The 18699-nt window shown below is 71.6% G+C and carries 15 protein-coding genes; 7 read left to right on the top strand and 8 right to left on the bottom strand.

Annotated elements, in window-relative coordinates:
- Nucleotides 1–7: 7 nt before the first annotated feature.
- The 4 genes from ACIRD7_RS33575 to ACIRD7_RS33560 form a co-directional block, all read right to left on the bottom strand.
- The gene (locus ACIRD7_RS33575; protein WP_403459486.1) at nt 8–2452 is read right to left on the bottom strand and encodes a right-handed parallel beta-helix repeat-containing protein; all 2445 of its coding nucleotides are present in this window, start codon (nt 2450–2452) and stop codon (nt 8–10) included.
- Nucleotides 2453–2561: 109 nt separating this feature from the next.
- Nucleotides 2562–3167 carry a hypothetical protein gene (locus ACIRD7_RS33570; RefSeq protein WP_403459485.1) on the bottom strand — a complete coding sequence of 202 codons (606 nt, stop codon included), beginning with the start codon at nt 3165–3167 and terminating at the stop codon, nt 2562–2564.
- Nucleotides 3168–3353: 186 nt separating this feature from the next.
- Nucleotides 3354–4184 carry an MOSC domain-containing protein gene (locus ACIRD7_RS33565; protein ID WP_403459484.1) on the bottom strand — a complete coding sequence of 277 codons (831 nt, stop codon included), beginning with the start codon at nt 4182–4184 and terminating at the stop codon, nt 3354–3356.
- A gap of 45 nt (nt 4185–4229) precedes the next feature.
- The gene (locus tag ACIRD7_RS33560) at nt 4230–4664 is read right to left on the bottom strand and encodes a DUF6643 family protein (RefSeq protein ID WP_403459482.1); all 435 of its coding nucleotides are present in this window, start codon (nt 4662–4664) and stop codon (nt 4230–4232) included.
- Nucleotides 4665–4963: 299 nt separating this feature from the next.
- Between ACIRD7_RS33560 and ACIRD7_RS33555 the strand changes: the two genes are divergently transcribed.
- The gene (locus ACIRD7_RS33555; RefSeq protein ID WP_403459481.1) at nt 4964–6232 is read left to right on the top strand and encodes a TerD family protein; all 1269 of its coding nucleotides are present in this window, start codon (nt 4964–4966) and stop codon (nt 6230–6232) included.
- Here ACIRD7_RS33555 and ACIRD7_RS33550 read toward each other — a convergent pair whose 3' ends face one another.
- Complete coding sequence (locus ACIRD7_RS33550; RefSeq protein WP_403459479.1) at nt 6233–7408, bottom strand: glycosyltransferase; 1176 nt, start codon at nt 7406–7408, stop codon at nt 6233–6235.
- A 57-nt stretch (nt 7409–7465) separates the two neighbouring features.
- On the opposite strand from ACIRD7_RS33550, the gene ACIRD7_RS33545 reads away from it, so the two are divergent.
- Both ACIRD7_RS33545 and ACIRD7_RS33540 read left to right on the top strand, forming a co-directional pair.
- Nucleotides 7466–8251, top strand: a complete 786-nt coding sequence (locus tag ACIRD7_RS33545) for a glutamate racemase (protein ID WP_403459478.1) — start codon at nt 7466–7468, stop codon at nt 8249–8251.
- A 105-nt stretch (nt 8252–8356) separates the two neighbouring features.
- Nucleotides 8357–8899 carry a hypothetical protein gene (locus tag ACIRD7_RS33540; protein WP_403459477.1) on the top strand — a complete coding sequence of 181 codons (543 nt, stop codon included), beginning with the start codon at nt 8357–8359 and terminating at the stop codon, nt 8897–8899.
- Nucleotides 8900–9124: 225 nt separating this feature from the next.
- Here the strand turns inward: ACIRD7_RS33540 and ACIRD7_RS33535 are convergent, their stop codons facing one another.
- Nucleotides 9125–10192 carry an O-antigen ligase family protein gene (locus tag ACIRD7_RS33535; RefSeq protein WP_403459474.1) on the bottom strand — a complete coding sequence of 356 codons (1068 nt, stop codon included), beginning with the start codon at nt 10190–10192 and terminating at the stop codon, nt 9125–9127.
- Between the two features lie 264 nt (nt 10193–10456).
- Here ACIRD7_RS33535 and lnt point away from each other — a divergent pair, with 264 nt between their 5' ends.
- The 4 genes from lnt (at nt 10457) to ACIRD7_RS33515 (ending at nt 15501) form a co-directional block, all read left to right on the top strand.
- A complete protein-coding gene (gene lnt, locus ACIRD7_RS33530) occupies nt 10457–12067 on the top strand; it encodes an apolipoprotein N-acyltransferase (protein WP_403459473.1) in 1611 nt (536 codons plus the stop codon).
- Nucleotides 12068–12135: 68 nt separating this feature from the next.
- On the top strand, nt 12136–12615 hold the full coding sequence (locus ACIRD7_RS33525) for an NUDIX hydrolase (RefSeq protein ID WP_403459472.1): 480 nt from the start codon (nt 12136–12138) through the stop codon (nt 12613–12615).
- A gap of 54 nt (nt 12616–12669) precedes the next feature.
- Complete coding sequence (locus ACIRD7_RS33520) at nt 12670–13479, top strand: 3-hydroxybutyrate dehydrogenase (protein ID WP_403459471.1); 810 nt, start codon at nt 12670–12672, stop codon at nt 13477–13479.
- A 75-nt stretch (nt 13480–13554) separates the two neighbouring features.
- Nucleotides 13555–15501 (top strand): helix-turn-helix domain-containing protein, encoded by a 1947-nt coding sequence (locus ACIRD7_RS33515; RefSeq protein WP_403459470.1) that lies wholly within the window; start codon nt 13555–13557, stop codon nt 15499–15501.
- Nucleotides 15502–15558: 57 nt separating this feature from the next.
- Here the strand turns inward: ACIRD7_RS33515 and ACIRD7_RS33510 are convergent, their stop codons facing one another.
- Complete coding sequence (locus ACIRD7_RS33510) at nt 15559–16950, bottom strand: MFS transporter (RefSeq protein WP_403459469.1); 1392 nt, start codon at nt 16948–16950, stop codon at nt 15559–15561.
- A 314-nt stretch (nt 16951–17264) separates the two neighbouring features.
- A complete protein-coding gene (locus tag ACIRD7_RS33505; protein WP_403459468.1) occupies nt 17265–18341 on the bottom strand; it encodes a mannose-binding protein in 1077 nt (358 codons plus the stop codon).
- Between the last annotated feature and the right edge of the window lie 358 nt (nt 18342–18699).

Genomic DNA, 18699 nt, shown 5'->3' with positions numbered 1-18699 from the left:
GGTCGGGTCAGAGCAGCTCCGGCAGGTCGTCCGCGTACAGTAGCGTCAGATCGTCCGTGCTCGGCTCCTCCAGCTGCGCGACCCGGCTCGCGTGCCGCTCCACCATCGCCTCGAAGGTCTGGCGTGCGGTGCGGCCGTTGCCGAACGCCGGGCCCTTGGGGATCGCCGTGAAGTACTTCAGCAGGGCCTCGGTGACGCCGGCGCCGAGCCGGTACTCGTGCTCCTCGGCCTGCTGCTCCACGATCCGCAGCAGCTCGTCGGGGCCGTAGTCGCTGAAGGTGATGGTGCGTGAGAAACGGGACGCCACACCGGGGTTGACCGACAGGAAGCGCTCCATCTCCGCCGTGTAGCCCGCGACGATCACCACGACCGCGTCGCGGTGGTCCTCCATCAGCTTCACCAGCGTGTCGATGGCCTCCTTGCCGAAGTCCCGGCCCGAGTCCTCCGGCGACAGCGCGTACGCCTCGTCGATGAACAGCACACCGCCGCGCGCCTTGTCGAAGGCCTCCTGGGTGCGGATCGCCGTGGAGCCGATGTGCTCGCCGACCAGGTCGACACGGGAGACCTCGACCAGGTGGCCCTTCTCCAGGACGCCGAGGGAGGCGAGGATCTCGCCGTAGAGACGGGCGACCGTCGTCTTGCCGGTGCCGGGGGAGCCGGTGAAGACCAGATGCCGCTTGACCGAGGCCGCCTTCAGGCCCGCCTGCTGGCGGCGCCGGCCCACCTCGATCATGTCGGTGAGGGCGCGCACCTCGCGCTTGACGCTCTCCAGGCCCACCAGCGCGTCCAGTTCACCGAGCACGGCCTTCGAGGTCCGCGTCGGCTGCTCCTCGGCCCGCGAGGCGGCGACGAGCGCCTCCTGCTCGGTGGTGCGCTGGCCGGGGATCGCGCCGAGCAGACCGGGGGTCTGGCCGGCCGTCTGCACGACCGGCTCCGGCGCCGCAGCCGGCTGCCTCAGCCCGGCGCTCTCGTCGCTGGTGCAGTCCTCCACGTCGGGGCCCACCCCGGAGGCCCCGTCCGAGCCGGCGTCGGCGAACTCGTAACCCCCGCGCGCACACCGCTCCGTACGGCACTTCCGCAGCGTCGTACGGCAGCCGTCGATCACGTGGAAGCCGTATCCGGCGCTGCCCCGCACCCGGCAGTTCAGAAAGGTGCCGCGCCCGCCCGCCGAGACGTAGAACCCGGCCTCCGCGGGGGAGTCGACCGTGCAGCGCTCTATGGTCGGGTCGGCGCCCTTGGTGACGATCACGCCGGTCTGGGTGCCGTCCACGGTGCAGTTGTTGAGGGTGCCGCCGCTGCCGTGGTCGCGGAACCAGGCGCCGGTCGCCGCGTCCCGGATCCGGCAGTCGTCGAGCTGGGCGGTGGCGCCGTCGCTCACCGACACGGCTGTGTTGCGCACCTGGGAGAGGTCGCTGTCGACGACGTCCGCGCGGGAGCCGCGGTCCAGGACGAACAACGCGTCCGGCACGTCGTGCACCCGGCACGAGTCGAGAACCGCCGTCGCGCCGTCGCTGACCCAGACCGCCGGGTAGTCGCCGGTGCTGTCGAAGATCTCGCACTGGTTGGCGTCCACGCGCGTGCCCGGATCCCACACCGACAGGCCGTTGCGCCCGAACTGACGCACCGTCGTGCGGGTCAGGGTGAGCACCGAACGGGAGCGCAGGTCGACCGCGTTCTCCGGGATGTCGTGGATACGGCAGTCCGCCAGCGTCAGCACCGCGTCCGTGTCCAGCGTGACACCGTCGGCGGTGGTGCGGTGCACATCGCAGTCCGTGAGGTGAGCGGTGGCCCGGCCCGTGATCTGGACGCCCGAGCCGCGGACCTCGTAGACCTCGCAACCCACGGCTTCCAGCGCGGAGTTCTCCCCGGTGGCCGTCAGCCCCGAGCCCGCCGCGTGGTGCACCCGGCAGCGCTCCAGGCGGGGGTGCGCGCCGCCGCGCACGGCGATGCCCGCCTGGCCGGCCGCGACGACCTCGCACTCCTCGAACACCCCGCCACCGCCGTCCAGTACGGCGATGCCGATGCCCGCGGGGTTGTCGACGGTGCAGCGCCGCACGGTCGGTCGCGCCCCGCCACGCACCTCGATCCCGGCCGCGGAGCGGGTGACGATCCGTACGTCCGACAGCTCCGGGGCACCCTCCTCCACCAGCAGCGCGGGCGCCGCCGCGTCCTGTCCCTCCACATGCAGGTCCTGAACCACGGCCGAGGCGCGCACCGTCAGCGGCACACCGTCCACGGGCGCGATCCGCACCGAACCGGGGGAGCCCTCGGGGCCGCGCAGGGTCACCGCCCGCTGGACGACGAGGTTCTCCCGGTAGGTGCCGGGGGCGACGGTGAGGACGTCACCGTCGGCCGCGGCCTCCAGGGCGGCGGCGAGCGACGCGTACTCACCCGTGCGGCGCCGCCACCGCGATGTACCGGTGTGCGTCACCTGGACCGTGCCCTGTGCCATGGCGTTGTTGTGCCCCCACCTCGTAGTACGCGGGTTCTGCTGCCGAAGAGTTCGGCCGGTCCACCGTAGCGTGCGCGCGGACGGTGGGTTGACCAGAGCCGGAAGGCCGTCAGCTGCCGGTGCCGGTCCGGCCCCAGTCCGGACCCGCCTTGTCCCACGCCCGGTCCCAACGCTCGTACCGGCGACGGACCATGCGCCAGACGATCAGCCGTCTGCCGCCCTCGACCAGGCCGGCCGCCAGCAGGGCGGTGCCGACTCCGGCGAGCACGGCGTGCGTCGACGCCGTCGCGGAGTCCAGCGGGCGGGCGACCGTACGGCCCTGCTGGTCGGTCCATATCCGGAACCGGTCGCCCCGCTGCGGGCTGTCCAGGCTCGCCATGACCCGGCCGTGGTGCACGGTGCCGTCCGGTGCGGTCCAGTCGGCCACGACCCGCGTGCGCCGGTCCCGACCGGTCGCCGCCTCGGGGTCCATGTCCAGCGGGGAGGCCTCCAGCCTGCGGACCACCTTCGCGGTCACCAGGTGCCGCGACAGGCGCTGTTCACGCACGGACTGCTGCAAGGCGTCCTGAGCGAGACCGCCGATCAAAAAGCCCGCCAAGGGCGCCACGGCCAGGATCAGCAGCAGCGCCGCGAGAGCGAGCCAGGCCTCCGCCAAGTCCGTCGCACGGCGCAGCGGATTGTGCCGCCAGCGCCAGAGTCCGCTGATCGCCCGCATCGTCCGGCCACCCCCTTCCCGCTCCGTGATAACCCGTGGCGGAGCCGTTCACCCGCGGGCCCCGCCGAAGAGAGAGCCAAATCACCTGCGTCCGTGGCCTCTCATGAACTTCTCACGAAAGGCCCAACGCCCGGGCCCCGGCGCGAGGTTCCCCGGTCAGGAGCGCTTCTCAGCCAGGAGGTCTGCTCAGTCAGGCAGGATCGTGACCGGATCGCCGACCCGGATCGTGCCTCGGGACAGGGGCACCAGGTTCTGGCCGAAGACCAGCTTGCCGCCCATGCGGCGGTGTCGGCCCAGGGTGAGCAGCGGCTCCCGGCCGCGCTCGGCGGTGGCCTGGTCGGTCGTGGTCACCACGCAGCGCCCGCTCTTCTTCGGCAAACGGAAGGTGACCTCGCCGATGGCGATGCGCGACCAGTCGTCCTCGGCCCAGGCGGCGGTGCCCGACACGACGACGTTCGGCCGGAAACGGTTCATGGGCAGCGGGCCCTCGTTCGCGTGGTCACCCTGGGCGATCAGGGAGTTGAGGGCGTCGAGCGACCCGGTCGTGGTGAGCAGCAGCGGATAGCCGTCGGCGAAGCTGACCGTCTCGCCCGGCAGGGCGTACTCGGGGTCGACGGGCCGGCTCGTGGCGGGGTCGGCCATGTACACGAGGCGCGTCTCGGCGCCCAGATAAGTGCTGCACCAGGTATGGGCGGCGTCGTCCTCGGGGAGGGCCGCCTCGACCTTGTCGCGGAAGAGCTCCACCGGCACGGTGTCGGGCGTGCGCGGCACCGGCACGGTCAGCGGGTCCATGCCGGGCGCGGTCAGCCGTACGCCGCCACCGGGCAGCAGCTCCGCGGCGGCGAGCGCAAGGCGAGGCCGCTGGCGCTGGGTAACGACCTTTCCCCCGTCGTCGATCAGCATCCAGCGACGATCTCCGGCCAGCCCCCAGGGCTCCACGGCGGCTTCCGGGGGTGAGGTGCCCCGGAACGCTTTGACCGGATGAACGTGAATCGACTGCAGCTGTGCATGCCCCATGGGGCCATCGTGCCAGGTGGCGCCGACAACCCCGCAGGGAATGGATCAGTAGCCGCGGTACTGCTGGTTGTTGTACGGATCCTGGTAAGGAGCCGCGGCGGGGCGGGGAGCCGCGGGGCGCATCGCCTCGTAGCCCATGCCACCGGGGGCCACCGGCCGAGGCTGCTGCGCCTGCGGGCCCGGGTAGCCGCGCGGCGCGGCCGCCTGCTGCGGGATGTAGGCCGCGGGCGCCTGTTGCAGCGGAGAGGGCTGCTGGGCCTGCGGATAACCGTAGGAGGGCTGGGACGGTGCCGCCGGGAGGGCGGGCAGCGCCGACGGCAGCGCGGGCAGGTTGCCGCCCGGCATGTCGTACGCGGCGGGGACCCGGATCGGGGCGATCTGCGGGGTACCCCGCTCGGCCACGAGCTTGTCGTAGATCGGGGTGTCCGGGAAGGAGGCGGAGTAGTAGCCGCCGCCATAGGTGGAGCGGGGGGAGGTCATGGCACATAAGGTAAGCCCACGATGTGCTGGTTGGGGAGACCGATAAGAGGGTTGTTTTATGCGCCCGCAGTGACGCAGGATCCCCAATCCGAGCGAACTTGGCAAAAAGGGACGCCAATCGGCGCTCGGATCCTGTAAATGCCGAGTTCCGGGCGGGTTACCGCCGGTTGACCATGAGTGTTTCCGCGCCCCCGTGGGACTTCGAGGGCCAGGGGAATTAGGTTGACCCAGGAGAAGAACCCAGTGGGCCGCCGGGACATGCCTGGCGCGGTGAGCAGGTGATGGGGGCGGACATGTCAATGCCGAAGGGATCGAATGTTCCGGTGCCGACGACGGCACTGCGGGTCGAATTGGGCTGGCGTTCAGGACCCGGCGTCCCCGACGCGGACGCCTCGGCCCTCCTGCTCGTCGGCGGAAAGGTCCGCTCCGACGCGGACTTCGTCTTCTACAACCAGCCCGCCCACGCCTCCGGCGCCGTCCGCCACGAGGGCAAGCGGGAGGCCGGCGGCCAGGTGACGGACAGCCTCCTCGTCGACCTCACGCGCGTGGAGCCCGCCATCGAGACGGTCATCCTCGCCGCCTCCGCCGACGGAGGGTCGTTCGGCCAGGTGTCAAACCTGTACATCGAGGTCAAGGACGCCGCCCAGGGCACGACCGTCGCCCGCTTCGACAGCACGGGCGCCACCGTCGAAACCGCTTTCGTGCTCGGTGAGTTCTACCGCCGCCAGGGCGCCTGGAAGTTCCGCGCCGTCGGCCAGGGCTACGGCAGCGGCCTGGAGGGCCTCGCCACCGACTACGGCATCACCGTCGACGAGCCCCAGCAGGCGGCGCCCGCACCGACGCCCGTCGCGCCACCGGCCGCGCCCGTGATGACCCCGCCGCCGCCCGCCATGCCGCCGGTCGCCCCGCCCGTCCCCCAGGCAGCGCCCGTCAGCCTCAGCAAGGTGACGCTCACCAAGGCGGCCCCCTCGGTCTCGCTGACCAAGCAGGGCGGCACCTCGGGCGCCCTGCGCGTGAACCTCAACTGGCAGGTCCGCAAGCAGTTCTCCGGCTGGGCGAGCAAGCTGGGCCGCCCGGTCGCCATGCACAACGACCTCGACCTCGACCTGTGCGCCCTGTACGAGCTGGCCGACGGCAGCAAGGGAGTGATCCAGTCCCTCGGCAACGCCTTCGGCGCCCTGCACCAGCCCCCGTACATCCACCTGGACGGCGACGACCGTACCGGTGCCGTGGCCAGCGGCGAGAACCTCACCGTCAACCTCGACCACCAGCGGGCCTTCCGGCGCATCCTGATCTTCGTCACCATCTATGAGGGCGCGCGCTCCTTCGCCGACCTGCACGCAACGGTCACCCTCACACCGCAGCACGGCGCCCCGGTCGACTTCTCGCTCGACGAGTGCACCGTCCCCTCTACGGTGTGCGCGCTCGCCCTGATCACCAACACCGGCGACGACCTGGTCGTCCAGCGCGAGGCCCGCTACCTGGTGCCCGAGCGCGGCGTGAGCCCGCAGCGCACGGTCGATTACGCCTACGGGTGGGGCATGAACTGGACCCCGGGCCGCAAGTAGTCAGCCCTCGTCGGGCACCGCGTTGGGACGTGTATAGGTGCGGCCCTTCCAGGCCGCACCACGCCCCCGGTAGTGCTGCACCGCGGAATCGACCGTCATCAGGAGGTAGAGGAACGCGGTGAATGGAAGCAGGGGCGCGAGCCACAGCGGCTGGCGGTAGTAGCGGAGCATCGGTACGTACGTCCCCGTCATCACCAGCCATGCGAGACCGCCGCCGACCGCGGTCGCCGTGTCCCCGCCGGCCAGACCCGCCACCAGGGCCGCCGGCGGCACCAGATACACCAGCGCGAGACCGGCGACCGTCCCGGCCAGCACCAACGGGTTGTGCCGAAGCTGCGCGTACGCGCTGCGCGAGACCATCCGCCACAGATCGGCAAGCCGCGGATACGGACGCACGCTGTCCACCCGCTCGGCCAGCCCCAGCCAGATGTGGCCGCCCCCACGCTTGACGGCCCGCGCGAGCGCCACGTCGTCGATCACGGCGTGCCGGATGGCGTCCGGAATCCGCGCCCGCTCGGCGGCCTCGGCACTGATCAGGACACAGCCGCCCGCCGCTGCCGCCGTCCGCGCCCCCTTCGCACCGATCCGGCGGAACGGATACAGCTGAGCGAAGAAGTACACGAAAGCCGGCACGACCAGTCGTTCCCACAGGCTATCCACCCGCAGCCGCGCCATCTGCGAGACGACGTCGAAACCGCCGGTGCGGGCGGCCGCGACCAGCTCCCGCAGACTGTCGGGCGCATGCGCGATGTCAGCGTCCGTGAGCAGGAGGTACTCGGGGTCACGCGCGCGTGCCAGGCCGATGCCGTGCCGCACCGCCCACAGCTTGCCCGTCCAGCCCGCGGGCGGCTCACCGGGGGAGTCCACCGTCAGCGGCAGCCCGCCCCGCTCCCGCGCGAGCTCTCGCGCAAGCTCCCCGGTGCCGTCCGAACTGCCGTCATCGATCAGGAAGATCTCCGCGCGTCCCGGATAGTCCTGGGCGAGCAGCGACGGCAGGCTCATCGGAAGTACCGCGGCCTCGTCGCGGGCCGGCACGACGACACAGACCGACGGCCAGTCGTCCGGCAGCGCCCGCCGCGGGAGTCTGACATCCGTACGCCAGAAGAAGCCCTGGCAGAGCATCAGCCACAGCCAGGCGGCCAGTGATGCGGCGGCGATCCACGCGATGGCGCTCACGTGCGCAGTCTGCCCCACCCGGCCGGTCGAAAAGGGCCCATCGTCTATCGTGGCCGGGTGAAGATCGCGCTGATGGACTCCGGAATCGGCTTGCTGGCGGCCACCGCTACGGTACGGCGGCTGCGACCCGACGCAGATCTCGTGCTCTCACTCGACCCCGACGGCATGCCCTGGGGTCCCAGGACTCCCGAGGACCTCACGCGGCGCGCGGTGGCCGTGGCCGAGGCCGCCGCCGCACACCGGCCCGACGCCCTGATCGTCGGCTGCAACACCGCGTCCGTGCACGCGCTGCCCGCCCTGCGGGCCCGGCTCGAACCCGCCATACCGGTCATCGGCACGGTCCCCGCGATCAAGCCGGCCGCGGCCGGCGGTGGCCCCGTCGCGATCTGGGCCACTCCCGCCACCACCGGCAGCCCCTACCAGCGCGGACTGATCAAGGACTTCGCCGACGGTGTGACCGTCACCGAGGTGCCGTGCTTCGGACTGGCGGAGGCCATCGAACACGCGGACGACACGGCGATCGAGGTCGCGGTCGCCGCGGCCGCCGCGCTGACCCCCCGGGACGTGACGACCGTCGTCCTGGGCTGCACGCACTACGAACTCGTCGCCGAGCGCATCCGCACCGCCGTGCAGCGCCCCGGCTTCCCGCCGCTCGTCCTGCACGGCTCCGCCGGCGCGGTGGCCGCCCAGGCACTGCGCCGCCTCGATGAGCAGCCCGCCCCCGCGGCCGCGCCGACCGGCACGCTCACCGTGCTCCTGAGCGGACGCGAGGGCACGCTCCCCGCACCCGCTCTCGCCTACGAGGAGGGGCGTCTCCTCCAGGAGATCAGCCCTGTGCTGTGACCTAAGGGCATAAAACGGACGACAAGAGTCCGCAGTGGTCCGGTCGGCGCAGTCACCCTCCGCCACGAGCTACCAGCGCAGCGAATCCTGAGTAACCTCATAGCCATGAGGGACCACCTCCACGGCGGTAAGCCGCACCCCGATGTATGGACCGGGCGGGCGACCAACCGGGTCCAGTGGCTGCTCGCGCTCGTCGGGGCCGCCTGCATGGCGCTCGGAATCGAGCTGGCCGTCGACTCGCCGTGGACGGACGGCGTCGCCCCGCTCGTCATGGCGGTCGTGGGGTGCATCGCGGCCGGACTGCTGGTCCTCTTCGGCACCCTCGCGTTCGTGCATGTCGCCCTGAAGGTCGACCAGGAGTGCCTGGAAGTGCGCTGCGGCCACATCGGAGTGCCGCGTCGCCGTATCCCCCTGTCCCAGGTCGTGGGCGCCGAATTCGTCCCGCTCGTCACTCCGCGTCACTGGGGTGGCTGGGGCTACCGATGGCGGCCCGAGAAGGGCACCGCGGTCGTCGTACGGCGTGGTGAGGGTCTGGTGCTACGGCTGTGGGACGGCCACACGTTCACCATCACCGTCGATGACGCGGAGGCGGCCGTGGGGGTCATCCGGGATCGGCTGCGGTCCAGGGCGGCGGGTACGGCGCTCTGAGACGGTCTTGGGTCGAGGGGATCCAGGAGGACGGGTGGATCCGCGGAGGACGGGTGGATCTGCGGGTGACGCGTAGAGCCGAGGGTGACGGGTGGATCCGGAGGTGACGCGTAGATCCGAAGGTGATGCAGGTCGTCGCTGGGATCGGGGGATCGTCGCCGAGGGTGGCTTCCGAGCCCATGTGCGCCGATGACACTGCCGTAGTCCGGGGCATGTGGCCGCAGATCAGTGCGTCGGCCGATCGCCACCCGCGCGTACGCCGTTCTCAGGATGCGCCGGTACGACGGCTATGGGGCGTGCCGTCGCCAGCCCCGCCAGCAGGCCCGCGCCGACCGACACCGTGGTGAAGCTGAGGGCGTTGCCGACCGCGGCGATCCCCGCCAGGGCCGTCAGGGCCGCGCCCGCTGTGAGGGCGACCGGGGTGGGGCGGGCGGTGCGCCACAGCGCGAACAGCATCCAGCAGAAGGCCGCCGCCAGCAGCAGCACGCCGACGACCCCCTGTTCCGCCGCCTGCTGCAAGGGCGCCGAGTGGGGCTTGCCGTCGGACAGCAGTGTCCCGGCCGCCTTCTCGCCGAGTTCGCCGAAGCGTCCCGGACCCACGCCGAGGGCAGGCTCCTGTTGGGCCAGGTGCAGCGCGTCGTGCCACAGCTGGATCCGGTGCTCCGTCAGCTGCCCCTCCAGCCAGGCGAGCAGTCCGCCGGGCACCATGTTCCCGGCGACCGCCCAGGTCAGGCCGGTGACCGAGGCCGCGGCCAGGGCCAGACCCGCGATGCCCACGCCGCGATGACGGATGTGGCCGGCGGCGAGTGAGCAGATGAGGACGGCGGTACAGGCGACGAACCCGCTGGTGGAGCCCAGGACCGCGGCGGTCACCGCGATTCCGGCGGCCACCGCGCGTAGGCCCAGACGCACGAGCGGGGTCGACGCGGCCCAGGCGGCGCAGCACGCGGCGCCCGTGGAGAGGGTCAGCATGGCGGCGGTGGCCCCGGCGTGGCCCAGCGGGGCGATGATCTGAGGGCCGGGAGACAGATGCGGAACGGTCAGCGTCAGGCTCACCCCCGCCAGCGCTCCCGCGCAGGGCGCGGCGACCGGCAGCAGCGCCCCGCTGATCCGCCCCGCCGCATAGCCGGCGGCCACGGCGAGGATCGCGAGCAGCACACCTTCGGGGCGGCCGTCGCGCACGGCAGCCGAGATCAGCGACCAGGCGGCGCAGGCCCCCAGCACCACCACGCCGGCCGCATCAGAAACGTTTCGTCTGTCGCTGTCCTCATCCGGACCTGCCGCAGACGTCATCCCCGCGACACCCAACCCGCCCCCCGAAACCGGTCCCCCGACCTGTGACGGGCCCCGGCCGCCCGGACCTTCTCGGCCGGTACGACTGAGGCTCCGGCATACCGTAACGGCTTATGGCCGATTTGTGGACGTCCAGTGCAGGAACGATGCGTCACCCGGCCGCCGGAGGGCCTCGGCGGGGCATCCGGTACGGGCGAGGGGCGGGCCGTCTCCGCACTCGGACCGCGCTGTCGTTGCCAAGGTCAGCCGCCGTACACTCCCGGAGTGACCGTCACCGCAACCTCCGTGGACGAGTCGGACCAGTTGGAGCCGCAGATAGCGCCCGCTTCGCGGGCCGCACGGCTCGTCCGCCTGGTTCCGGCCCTCGCCGCGGCGCTCTCCGGAGTGCTGCTCTACGTCAGCTTCCCGCCGCGCACGCTGTGGTGGCTCTCCCTGCCCGCCTTCGCCGTCTTCGGCTGGGTGCTGCGCGGCCGTAGCTGGAAGGCGGGCCTCGGCCTCGGCTACCTCTTCGGGCTCGGTTTCCTGCTGCCGCTGCTGGTGTGGACCGGAGTGGAGGTCGGGCCCGGCCCCTGGCTCGCGCTCGTCGTGATCGAGGCGGTCTTCGTCGCGCTGGTCGGCGCGGGAGTCGCCGTGGTGTCGAGACTGCCGGGCTGGCCGGTGTGGGCGGCGGCGCTGTGGATCGCCGGGGAGGCGGCACGCGCGCGTGCGCCGTTCAACGGCTTCCCCTGGGGCAAGATCGCGTTCGGCCAGGCGGACGGCGCCTTCCTTCCGCTCGCCGCGGTCGGCGGCACACCGGTGCTCGGCTTCGCGGTGGTCCTGTGCGGCTTCGGGCTCTACGAGGTCGTACGCCTCGTCCTTGAGCGTCGGCGCACCCGGGCCGTCCAGCGGTCCACCGCGGCCGTGGCCCTGCTGAGCGTGGCCGTGCCCGTGGTGGGCGCCGTGGCCGCACGTCCGCTGGTCAGCGACAAGGCCGAGGACGGCACCGCGACCGTCGCCGTCATCCAGGGCAACGTCCCGCGCGCGGGGCTCGACTTCAACTCCCAGCGGCGGGCCGTCCTGGACTACCACGCGCGCGAGACCGAGCGTCTCGCGGCCGAGGTCAAGGCGGGCAAGGTCGCGCAGCCCGACTTCGTGCTGTGGCCCGAGAACTCCTCCGACATCGACCCCTTCGCCAACGCCGACGCCCGCGCCGTCATCGACACCGCCGCCAAGGCGATCGGTGTGCCCATCTCGGTCGGTGGCGTCGTCGAACGCGACGGCAAGCTGCTCAACGAGCAGATCCTGTGGGACCCGGCAAAGGGCCCCGTCGACACCTACGACAAGCGGCAGATCCAGCCGTTCGGCGAGTACCTGCCGCTGCGCTCGCTCGTCGGCGCGATCAACGAGAACTGGACCTCGATGGTCCGCAAGGACTTCAGCCGCGGCACCGAGCCGGGCGTGTTCACCATGGACGGCGCCAAGGTCGGACTCGTCACCTGCTACGAGGCCGCCTTCGACTGGGCCGTGCGCTCCGAGGTCACCGACGGCGCGCAGATGATCTCCGTGCCGAGCAACAACGCCACCTTCGACCGCAGCGAGATGACCTACCAGCAGCTCGCCATGTCCCGTGTGCGGGCCGTCGAACACAGTCGGACCGTCACCGTCCCGGTGACCAGCGGCGTCAGCGCGATCATCATGCCGGACGGCACGATCACCCAGCGCACGGGCATGTTCGTGGCCGACTCGCTCGTCCAGAAGGTCCCGCTGCGCTCCAGCGAGACGCCCGCCACGCGCCTCGGCATCCTGCCGGAGATCGCCCTGGTGCTGGTCGCCGCGGGCGGCCTCGGCTGGGCGATCGGCGCCGGGCTGCGCGCGCGACGCGCCGGTGACGTGTAGTCGTACGCCGGTCGGACGCCCCCGGAATTCACCGGGGGCGCCGCCACCTGCCCGTTAGGGTCGACGGCATGGCTACTCCCGACTTTATTCGTACGATCAGGGCCTCCGCCGGCCACCAACTGCTCTGGCTTCCCGGGGTCAGCGCCGTCGTCTTCGACGACGAGGGACGGGTCCTGCTGGGAAAGCGCGCGGACAACCACCAGTGGACGGTGATCAGCGGCATCCCCGATCCCGGCGAGCAGCCCGCGGTCTGCGCCGTACGGGAGGTGTACGAGGAGACCGGGGTCGAGTGCGTACCCGAGCGGGTCGTCCTCATCAAGGCCGGCCGTGAGGTCACCTACCCCAACGGCGACCAGTGCCAGTTCATGGACATCACCTTCCGCTGCCGCGCCGTCGGCGGTGAGGCACGCGTCAACGATGACGAGTCCGTGGAGGTGGGCTGGTTCGCGGTGGACGCGCTGCCCACGATGAAGGAACGGCAGATCTTCCGGATCAAGCAGGCCCTGTCCGATGAACCCACGTGGTTCGAACCCATGACCTCGGACTGAAGTATGGGCTGTGACCATATGTGGCCTGGTGAGGGTGGTGCCTAGGGTCGAGCCATGACCGCGTCCAGAACCCTCCCGGCTCACGGCTCGCCCGCGCCGTCCCCCCTCGACCTCGATGGCCGTACCGCCCTGGTCACCGGTGCCGCCGGCGGCATCGGCCGGGCCTGTGCGCTGCGGCTCGCGGCGGCGGGGGCCAAGGTGAGAGCGGTCGACCGGGACGCGGTGGGCCTGGAGGACCTCGAGGCGCGGGCCCAGGGGCTCGCGGGCGCCGTCGAGCCGCACGTCCTCGACCTCACCGACCTGGACGCAGCGGAACTCGCCGCCGCCGGCACCGACGTTCTCGTCAACAACGCCGGGATGCAGCTGGTGCGTCCCATCGAGGAGTTCCCGCCCGATGTCTTCCACACGGTGCTCACCGTGATGCTGGAGGCACCGTTCCGGCTCATCCGTGGAGCCCTGCCCCATATGTACGGGCAGGGCTGGGGCCGGATCGTGAATGTGTCCTCCGTACATGGGCTGCGCGCCTCGGCTTTCAAGTCGGCCTATGTGGCCGCCAAACATGGCTTGGAGGGACTCTCCAAGACCGCCGCGCTGGAGGGCGCGGCACATGGCGTCACCTCGAACTGTGTGAACCCCGCCTATGTGCGCACCCCCCTGGTCGAGAGGCAGCTCGCCGACCAGGCCCAGGCGCACGGCATTCCCGAGGAGCGGGTGCTGTCCGAGGTGCTCCTGAAGGACAGCGCGGTCAAGCGGCTCATCGAACCCGAGGAGGTCGCGGAGGCCGTGGCCTACCTGTGTAGCCCTCAGGCGTCGTTCGTGACCGGTACCTCGCTCGTGCTCGACGGTGGCTGGACCGCGCACTGACCGGCCGGGGCCGGCGGAATCCCGAGTTATCCACAGGCCTGACGGGGCGGCGGTGCGATGAGCAATCCTGTCGGCATGTCTCGCGATCACGTCCACCCTGCCGAGCGCTTCCCAGCCGATGCCGGAGCGCCCCCGAGCGGCGCCGAGACGCCGTTCCTCGAGCTGCTGGCCCGGGGCGCGTCCGCCGACGCCTATGAACAGCCGGTGCTGCTCGCCCGCGCCGAGGGCAGATCCACCGAGTGGATCGTCGCCCTCGAACAGGCCAAGCTGCTCGCGTTGCGCGTCCGCTCCGAGCTGGAGGGGCGGCGCAGGCGCGAGGCCGAGCTGTCGGCCCTGTTCGAGACGGCCCACGACCTGGCCGGCCTGCGGGATCTGGACGCCGTGCTCCAGGCGATCGTGCAGCGCGCCCGGTCTCTGCTCGGCACGGACGTCGCCTATCTCAGCCTGAACGACCCGGCCAGGGGCGACACCTACATGCGAGTGACCGAGGGCTCGGTCGCCGCCCGCTTCCAGCAGCTGCGGCTCGGGATGGGGGAGGGGCTCGGCGGACTCGTCGCCCAGACCGCCCGCCCCTACGTCACCGACGACTACTTCAAGGACGACCGCTTCCAGCACACGCTCGCCATCGACGCCGGCGTCCGCGACGAGGGGCTGGTCGCCATCCTCGGAGTGCCGCTGATGCTGGGGCACCACGTCATCGGGGTGCTTTTCGCGGCGGACCGGCGTGCCCGGGTCTTCGAGCGGGAGCAGATCGCCCTCCTCGGCTCCTTCGCCGCCCTCGCCGCGGCCGCCCTCGACACCGCGAACCTGCTCACCGAGACACGCTCGGCCCTGGCCGGCCTGGAGCGGGCCAACGAGATCATCCAGGACCGCAGCGGAGTCATCGAGCGGGCCTCCGACGTGCACGACCGGCTCGCCCAACTCGTGCTGCACGGCGGCGGGGTGCACGACGTGGCCGCCGCCGTCTCCCAAGTCCTCGACGGCACCGTCGAGTTCACCGAGGCCGCCACCGCACCGGCGGGAGCCCTGGAGGCGTCCCGCGCCGAGGGCCACGCGGTGCGGCACGCCGACGACTGGATCGCGGCGGTGGTCGCAGGCGGCGAACTCCTCGGTGCGCTGGTGCTGCGCGGCCAACCCGGCCTGGACCCCGTCGACCAGCGCACGCTCGAGCGTGCCGCAACGGTCACCTCGCTACTGCTCCTCGCCCGCCGTTCCGCCGCCGAGGCCGAACAGCGTGTCCGCGGCGAGCTGTTGGACGACCTCCTCGACGCCCGCGACCGTGACCCACGGCTGCTGCGCGAACGCGCGGCGCGGCTGCACGCCGACCTCGACGCCACCCACGTCGTCCTCGCCGCCCGCATCGACGCGGTCCCGGCCGACGCCGACCAGGAGGCGGCCGCTCGCCGACGCCTGTGGTCCGCCGCCTCCCACCTCGCCGCGACCAGGCAGGGCCTGGCCGTGGCCCGCGACGGCGGCACGGTGCTGCTCCTGCCGCTGGAGCGCGGGGACACGGCCACGGCTGTGGCCCGCCGAACCGCCCGTCACCTGGGTACGGCCGTCCACGAAGCGGTCACCGTCGGCGCCTCCGCGCCGGTCGAGGACCTGACCGCCCGTCAGGACGCCGTGGCCACCGCCTACGACGAGAGCCGGCGCTGTCTCGACGCGCTGCGGCTGCTCGATCGCTCGGGGGACGGCGCCGCCGCCGAGGACTTCGGCTTCCTGGGACTGCTGTTGGCCGGGGACCGGGACATTGGGGGCTTCGTCGACCGTACGATCGGCAAGGTGGTCGCCTATGACGAACGCCGCGGCACCGACCTGCTGCAGACCCTCGACGCCTACTTCGCCTGCGGGATGAGCCCGGCCCGCACCAAGGACGACCTGCACGTCCACGTGAACACGGTCGCGCAGCGCCTGGAGCGGGTCGGTCGCCTCCTCGGCGCCGACTGGCAGAGCCCCGCACGCGTCCTGGAGATCCAACTGGCCCTGCGTCTGCACCGGTTGTCCGCACCGGGACAGCGCTGACCCCCGTACGCGGTGGCGTACGGGGGCCGGGGCCGGTTGCGATGGTCAGGACTAGGGTCAGACGGAGTGTGATTCCGCCGCCCGGGCCGCTGTGGGCTCCGCTCCTTCCGAGGGTTCGATGTCGGCCAGGTCGCGGTGGCGGGTCTCCTTGGCCACTCCGACCGCGATCACCGTCAGGACGGCCGCGGCGATGACGTAAAGGGCGATCGGGGTGGAGTTGCCGTAGCTGTCCAGCAGCGCGGTGGCGATCAGGGGTGCCGGCGCGCCCGCCGCGACCGACGCGAACTGGGCGCCGATCGAGGCGCCGGAGTAGCGCATCCGGGTCGCGAACATCTCGGAGAAGAAGGCGGCCTGGGGTGCGTACATGGCGCCGTGCAACACCAGGCCGACGGTCACCGCGAGGATCAGGTTGCCGAAGCCACCCGTGTCGATGAGCCGGAAGAACGGGAACATCCACAGCCCGATGCCGACCGCGCCAAGTAGATAGACGGGACGGCGACCGATCCGGTCCGACAGCGCGCCCCATGCCGGGATCACCGCGAAATGGACGGCCGAGGCGATGAGTACCGAGTTGAGTGCCGTCTGCTTGGAGATGCCGGCCGACGTGGTGGCGTAGACGAGGATGAACGCCGTGATGACGTAGTAGCTGATGTTCTCCGCCATGCGTGCGCCCATCGCCACGAGCACGTCACGCCAGTGGTGCCGCAGCACGGAGACGAGCGGCAGCTTCTCGGCGGCGTCGGCGGACGTGCGCGCGGTCTTGCGAGCCTCGGCCTGCGCCAGCGCCTGCTTGAAGACAGGCGATTCATCGACAGACAGACGAATCCACAAACCGACGATCACCAGCACACCCGACAGCAGGAACGGAATGCGCCAGCCCCAGCTGCCGAAGGCACTGTCCGACAGGGTGGCTGTCAGCAGGGACAGCACGCCGGTCGCCAGCAACTGGCCCGCGGGGGCGCCGGTCTGCGGCCACGAGGCCCAGAATCCGCGCCGCCGCGCATCGCCATGCTCGGAGACCAGCAGCACGGCACCGCCCCACTCACCACCGAGAGCGAATCCCTGCACCAGCCGCAGCACGGTCAGCAGCACGGGCGCCGCGGACCCGATGGTCGCGTGAGTCGGCAACAGGCCGATCGCGAAGGTCGCCCCGCCCATCAACAGCAGACTCAGCACCAACAGCTTCTTACGGCCGAGCCGGTCACCGTAGTGGCCGAAGACCAACGCGCCCAACGGCCGTGCGGCGAACCCGACGGCATAGGTCAGGAACGACAACAGGGTTCCGACGAGCGGGTCGGAGTCCGGGAAGAACAGCTTGTTGAAGACGAGGGCGGCGGCCGATCCGTAGAGGAAGAAGTCGTACCACTCGATGGTGGTGCCGATGAGGCTGGCGGCAACGATGCGACGGAGGTTCGCGGGTGGTGGGGGAGCGGTGGTTCCGGAGGCCATGTGCGCCACTTCCTCGTGTGCGGTGGGGACGGGTACGTGTTCGCACACCGTAGGAACGTGCAGGTCAGGGGCACATGTGGTGGGGCAACATAGTTCGGGGCCCAGCTATGCGTCGGACCACCATGCCAGCTCGGGGAGGGGCGGCTGAGGGGCTTAACGAGGGGTGAAAAAACGTCTTGGGCCGGGGCGGCCGTGAGCCCCAGCACGATCGCGAGCCCACAACACCGGCCAGGTGTCAATGACCGGTGTTGCAGGAGGCGTTGACGAAGGAAGCGAAAAGGACAAGGCGTGACGATGTGTCCCGCCGAAGTGCCTCAGGTCGACCAGACCACCGCGCCGTTGTGCACGATCACCACCTTGGCGTCGGCTCGCAGGACCAGCTGGGCGCCCTCACGGCCCCAGGTCTGGGAGGCCCAGATGGGTTGGTCCTCGCCGTTGTGGATGACGAGGTTGCCGTCCTGCTGGAAGATCGCCCGGTGGTTCTGCCCGAATGTCATGGACGCCCAGATGGGCTTGCCCTCCTCGTTGTAGACGACGAGATTGCCGTCGGTCTGCATCACCATCCGGATGCGGTTGGTGGTCCAGGCCTGGTTGACCTCCAGGACACTCGTCGCGTAGACGGTCTCGGTGCTCCAGTTCGACTTCGGGGTCGCCGCGGGCTTGGGCGCCGGCTTCGCCTTGGGCTTCGACTGGGCCGTGCGGCTCGGGCTGGGCTTCGGCTCGGGTGCCGCGGGCACGGGGACCGTGACCTTCGGCGGCCCGCTCTTCTTCGCCTTCTTCGGGGACGGACTGGGCTTCGACGCCACGTAGTCGTCGAGTGCGGCGGGGGCGGAGGTCGGGTTGAGGACGGTGTCGGAGCCCTCCGCGGCCAGCCCCTTGGCGGAGTCGGGAGGCCCGTCGTCCTTCGCGCTTCCCGCCAGGAACAGGGGTATGGCTATCAGCGCGGCGCCGGCGATCGCGGCCCCCGCCAGGATCGGCTTGCGGGGTCGTCCGCTGCCGACGCCGGTGTCGGTCCTGACACCCGGAGGCGTCGTACCGACGGCCGCCGCGACGGCGACGCGCTCCTCGGACGTCTCAGGGGTTGCGGCTGCCGCTGCGGGTGTGGGCTGGGACGGGGTGACCGTTGTCTCCTCGGCACCGGTGGTGCCGGACTCCGCCTCCGTGGTCCCGGAGTCCGAGCCGGAGTCGCCGGACGCCGAACCGGTGGCGCCGGACGCCGAAGCAGTGGTCCCGGAGGTGGAACCGGTGGTCCCGGACTCCGCCTGGGGGGCCGGGGGTCGGCTCGGCTCCGCTGCGTCCGGTGCGGAGGGATCGGTCGGTAAACCGGCCTCCCCTACGCGGGCGGCGGCCGCCTCCGCGTTCGCGCCGGTGGTGGGGTGCTGGGGGGACATGCGGTACTCCTCCTCGGGGCGGAGCTGTCGGTGGCGGAGCTGTCGGTGGCGAGCTTGACCCGCACAGTGGCCGGCTGGACGAACGCCGGGCGGCCCGGCGGGCGTTGGGTGAGCGCCGCGCCGGGGTGGACCTGGTACGGCCCTGCCCCGGTCGTCGAGGCGTACAAGACCCGCCGCGGTGGCGGCCGCGGGCCGGTCAGGCGCCCTTTCGAGCTGCGTGGTCTTCCCGTGTGGCCCAACTTAGCCCGTACCGCGGGTGATCAGTCGTACCACCCGCCCCAACTCTCCCATCGCTTTGTCCGCTCCCGCCGTGCTGCGCCCGGAAAGTCCCTCACCCGGTCAGCAAACGGGCACGTGA

It is taken from the genome of Streptomyces sp. NPDC093568, from assembly GCF_044764945.1.
In the GTDB taxonomy this organism is placed as follows: domain Bacteria; phylum Actinomycetota; class Actinomycetes; order Streptomycetales; family Streptomycetaceae; genus Streptomyces.
Note: the sequence above shows the minus strand (reverse complement) of the source record. Positions and strands in the feature narration are given on the sequence as shown.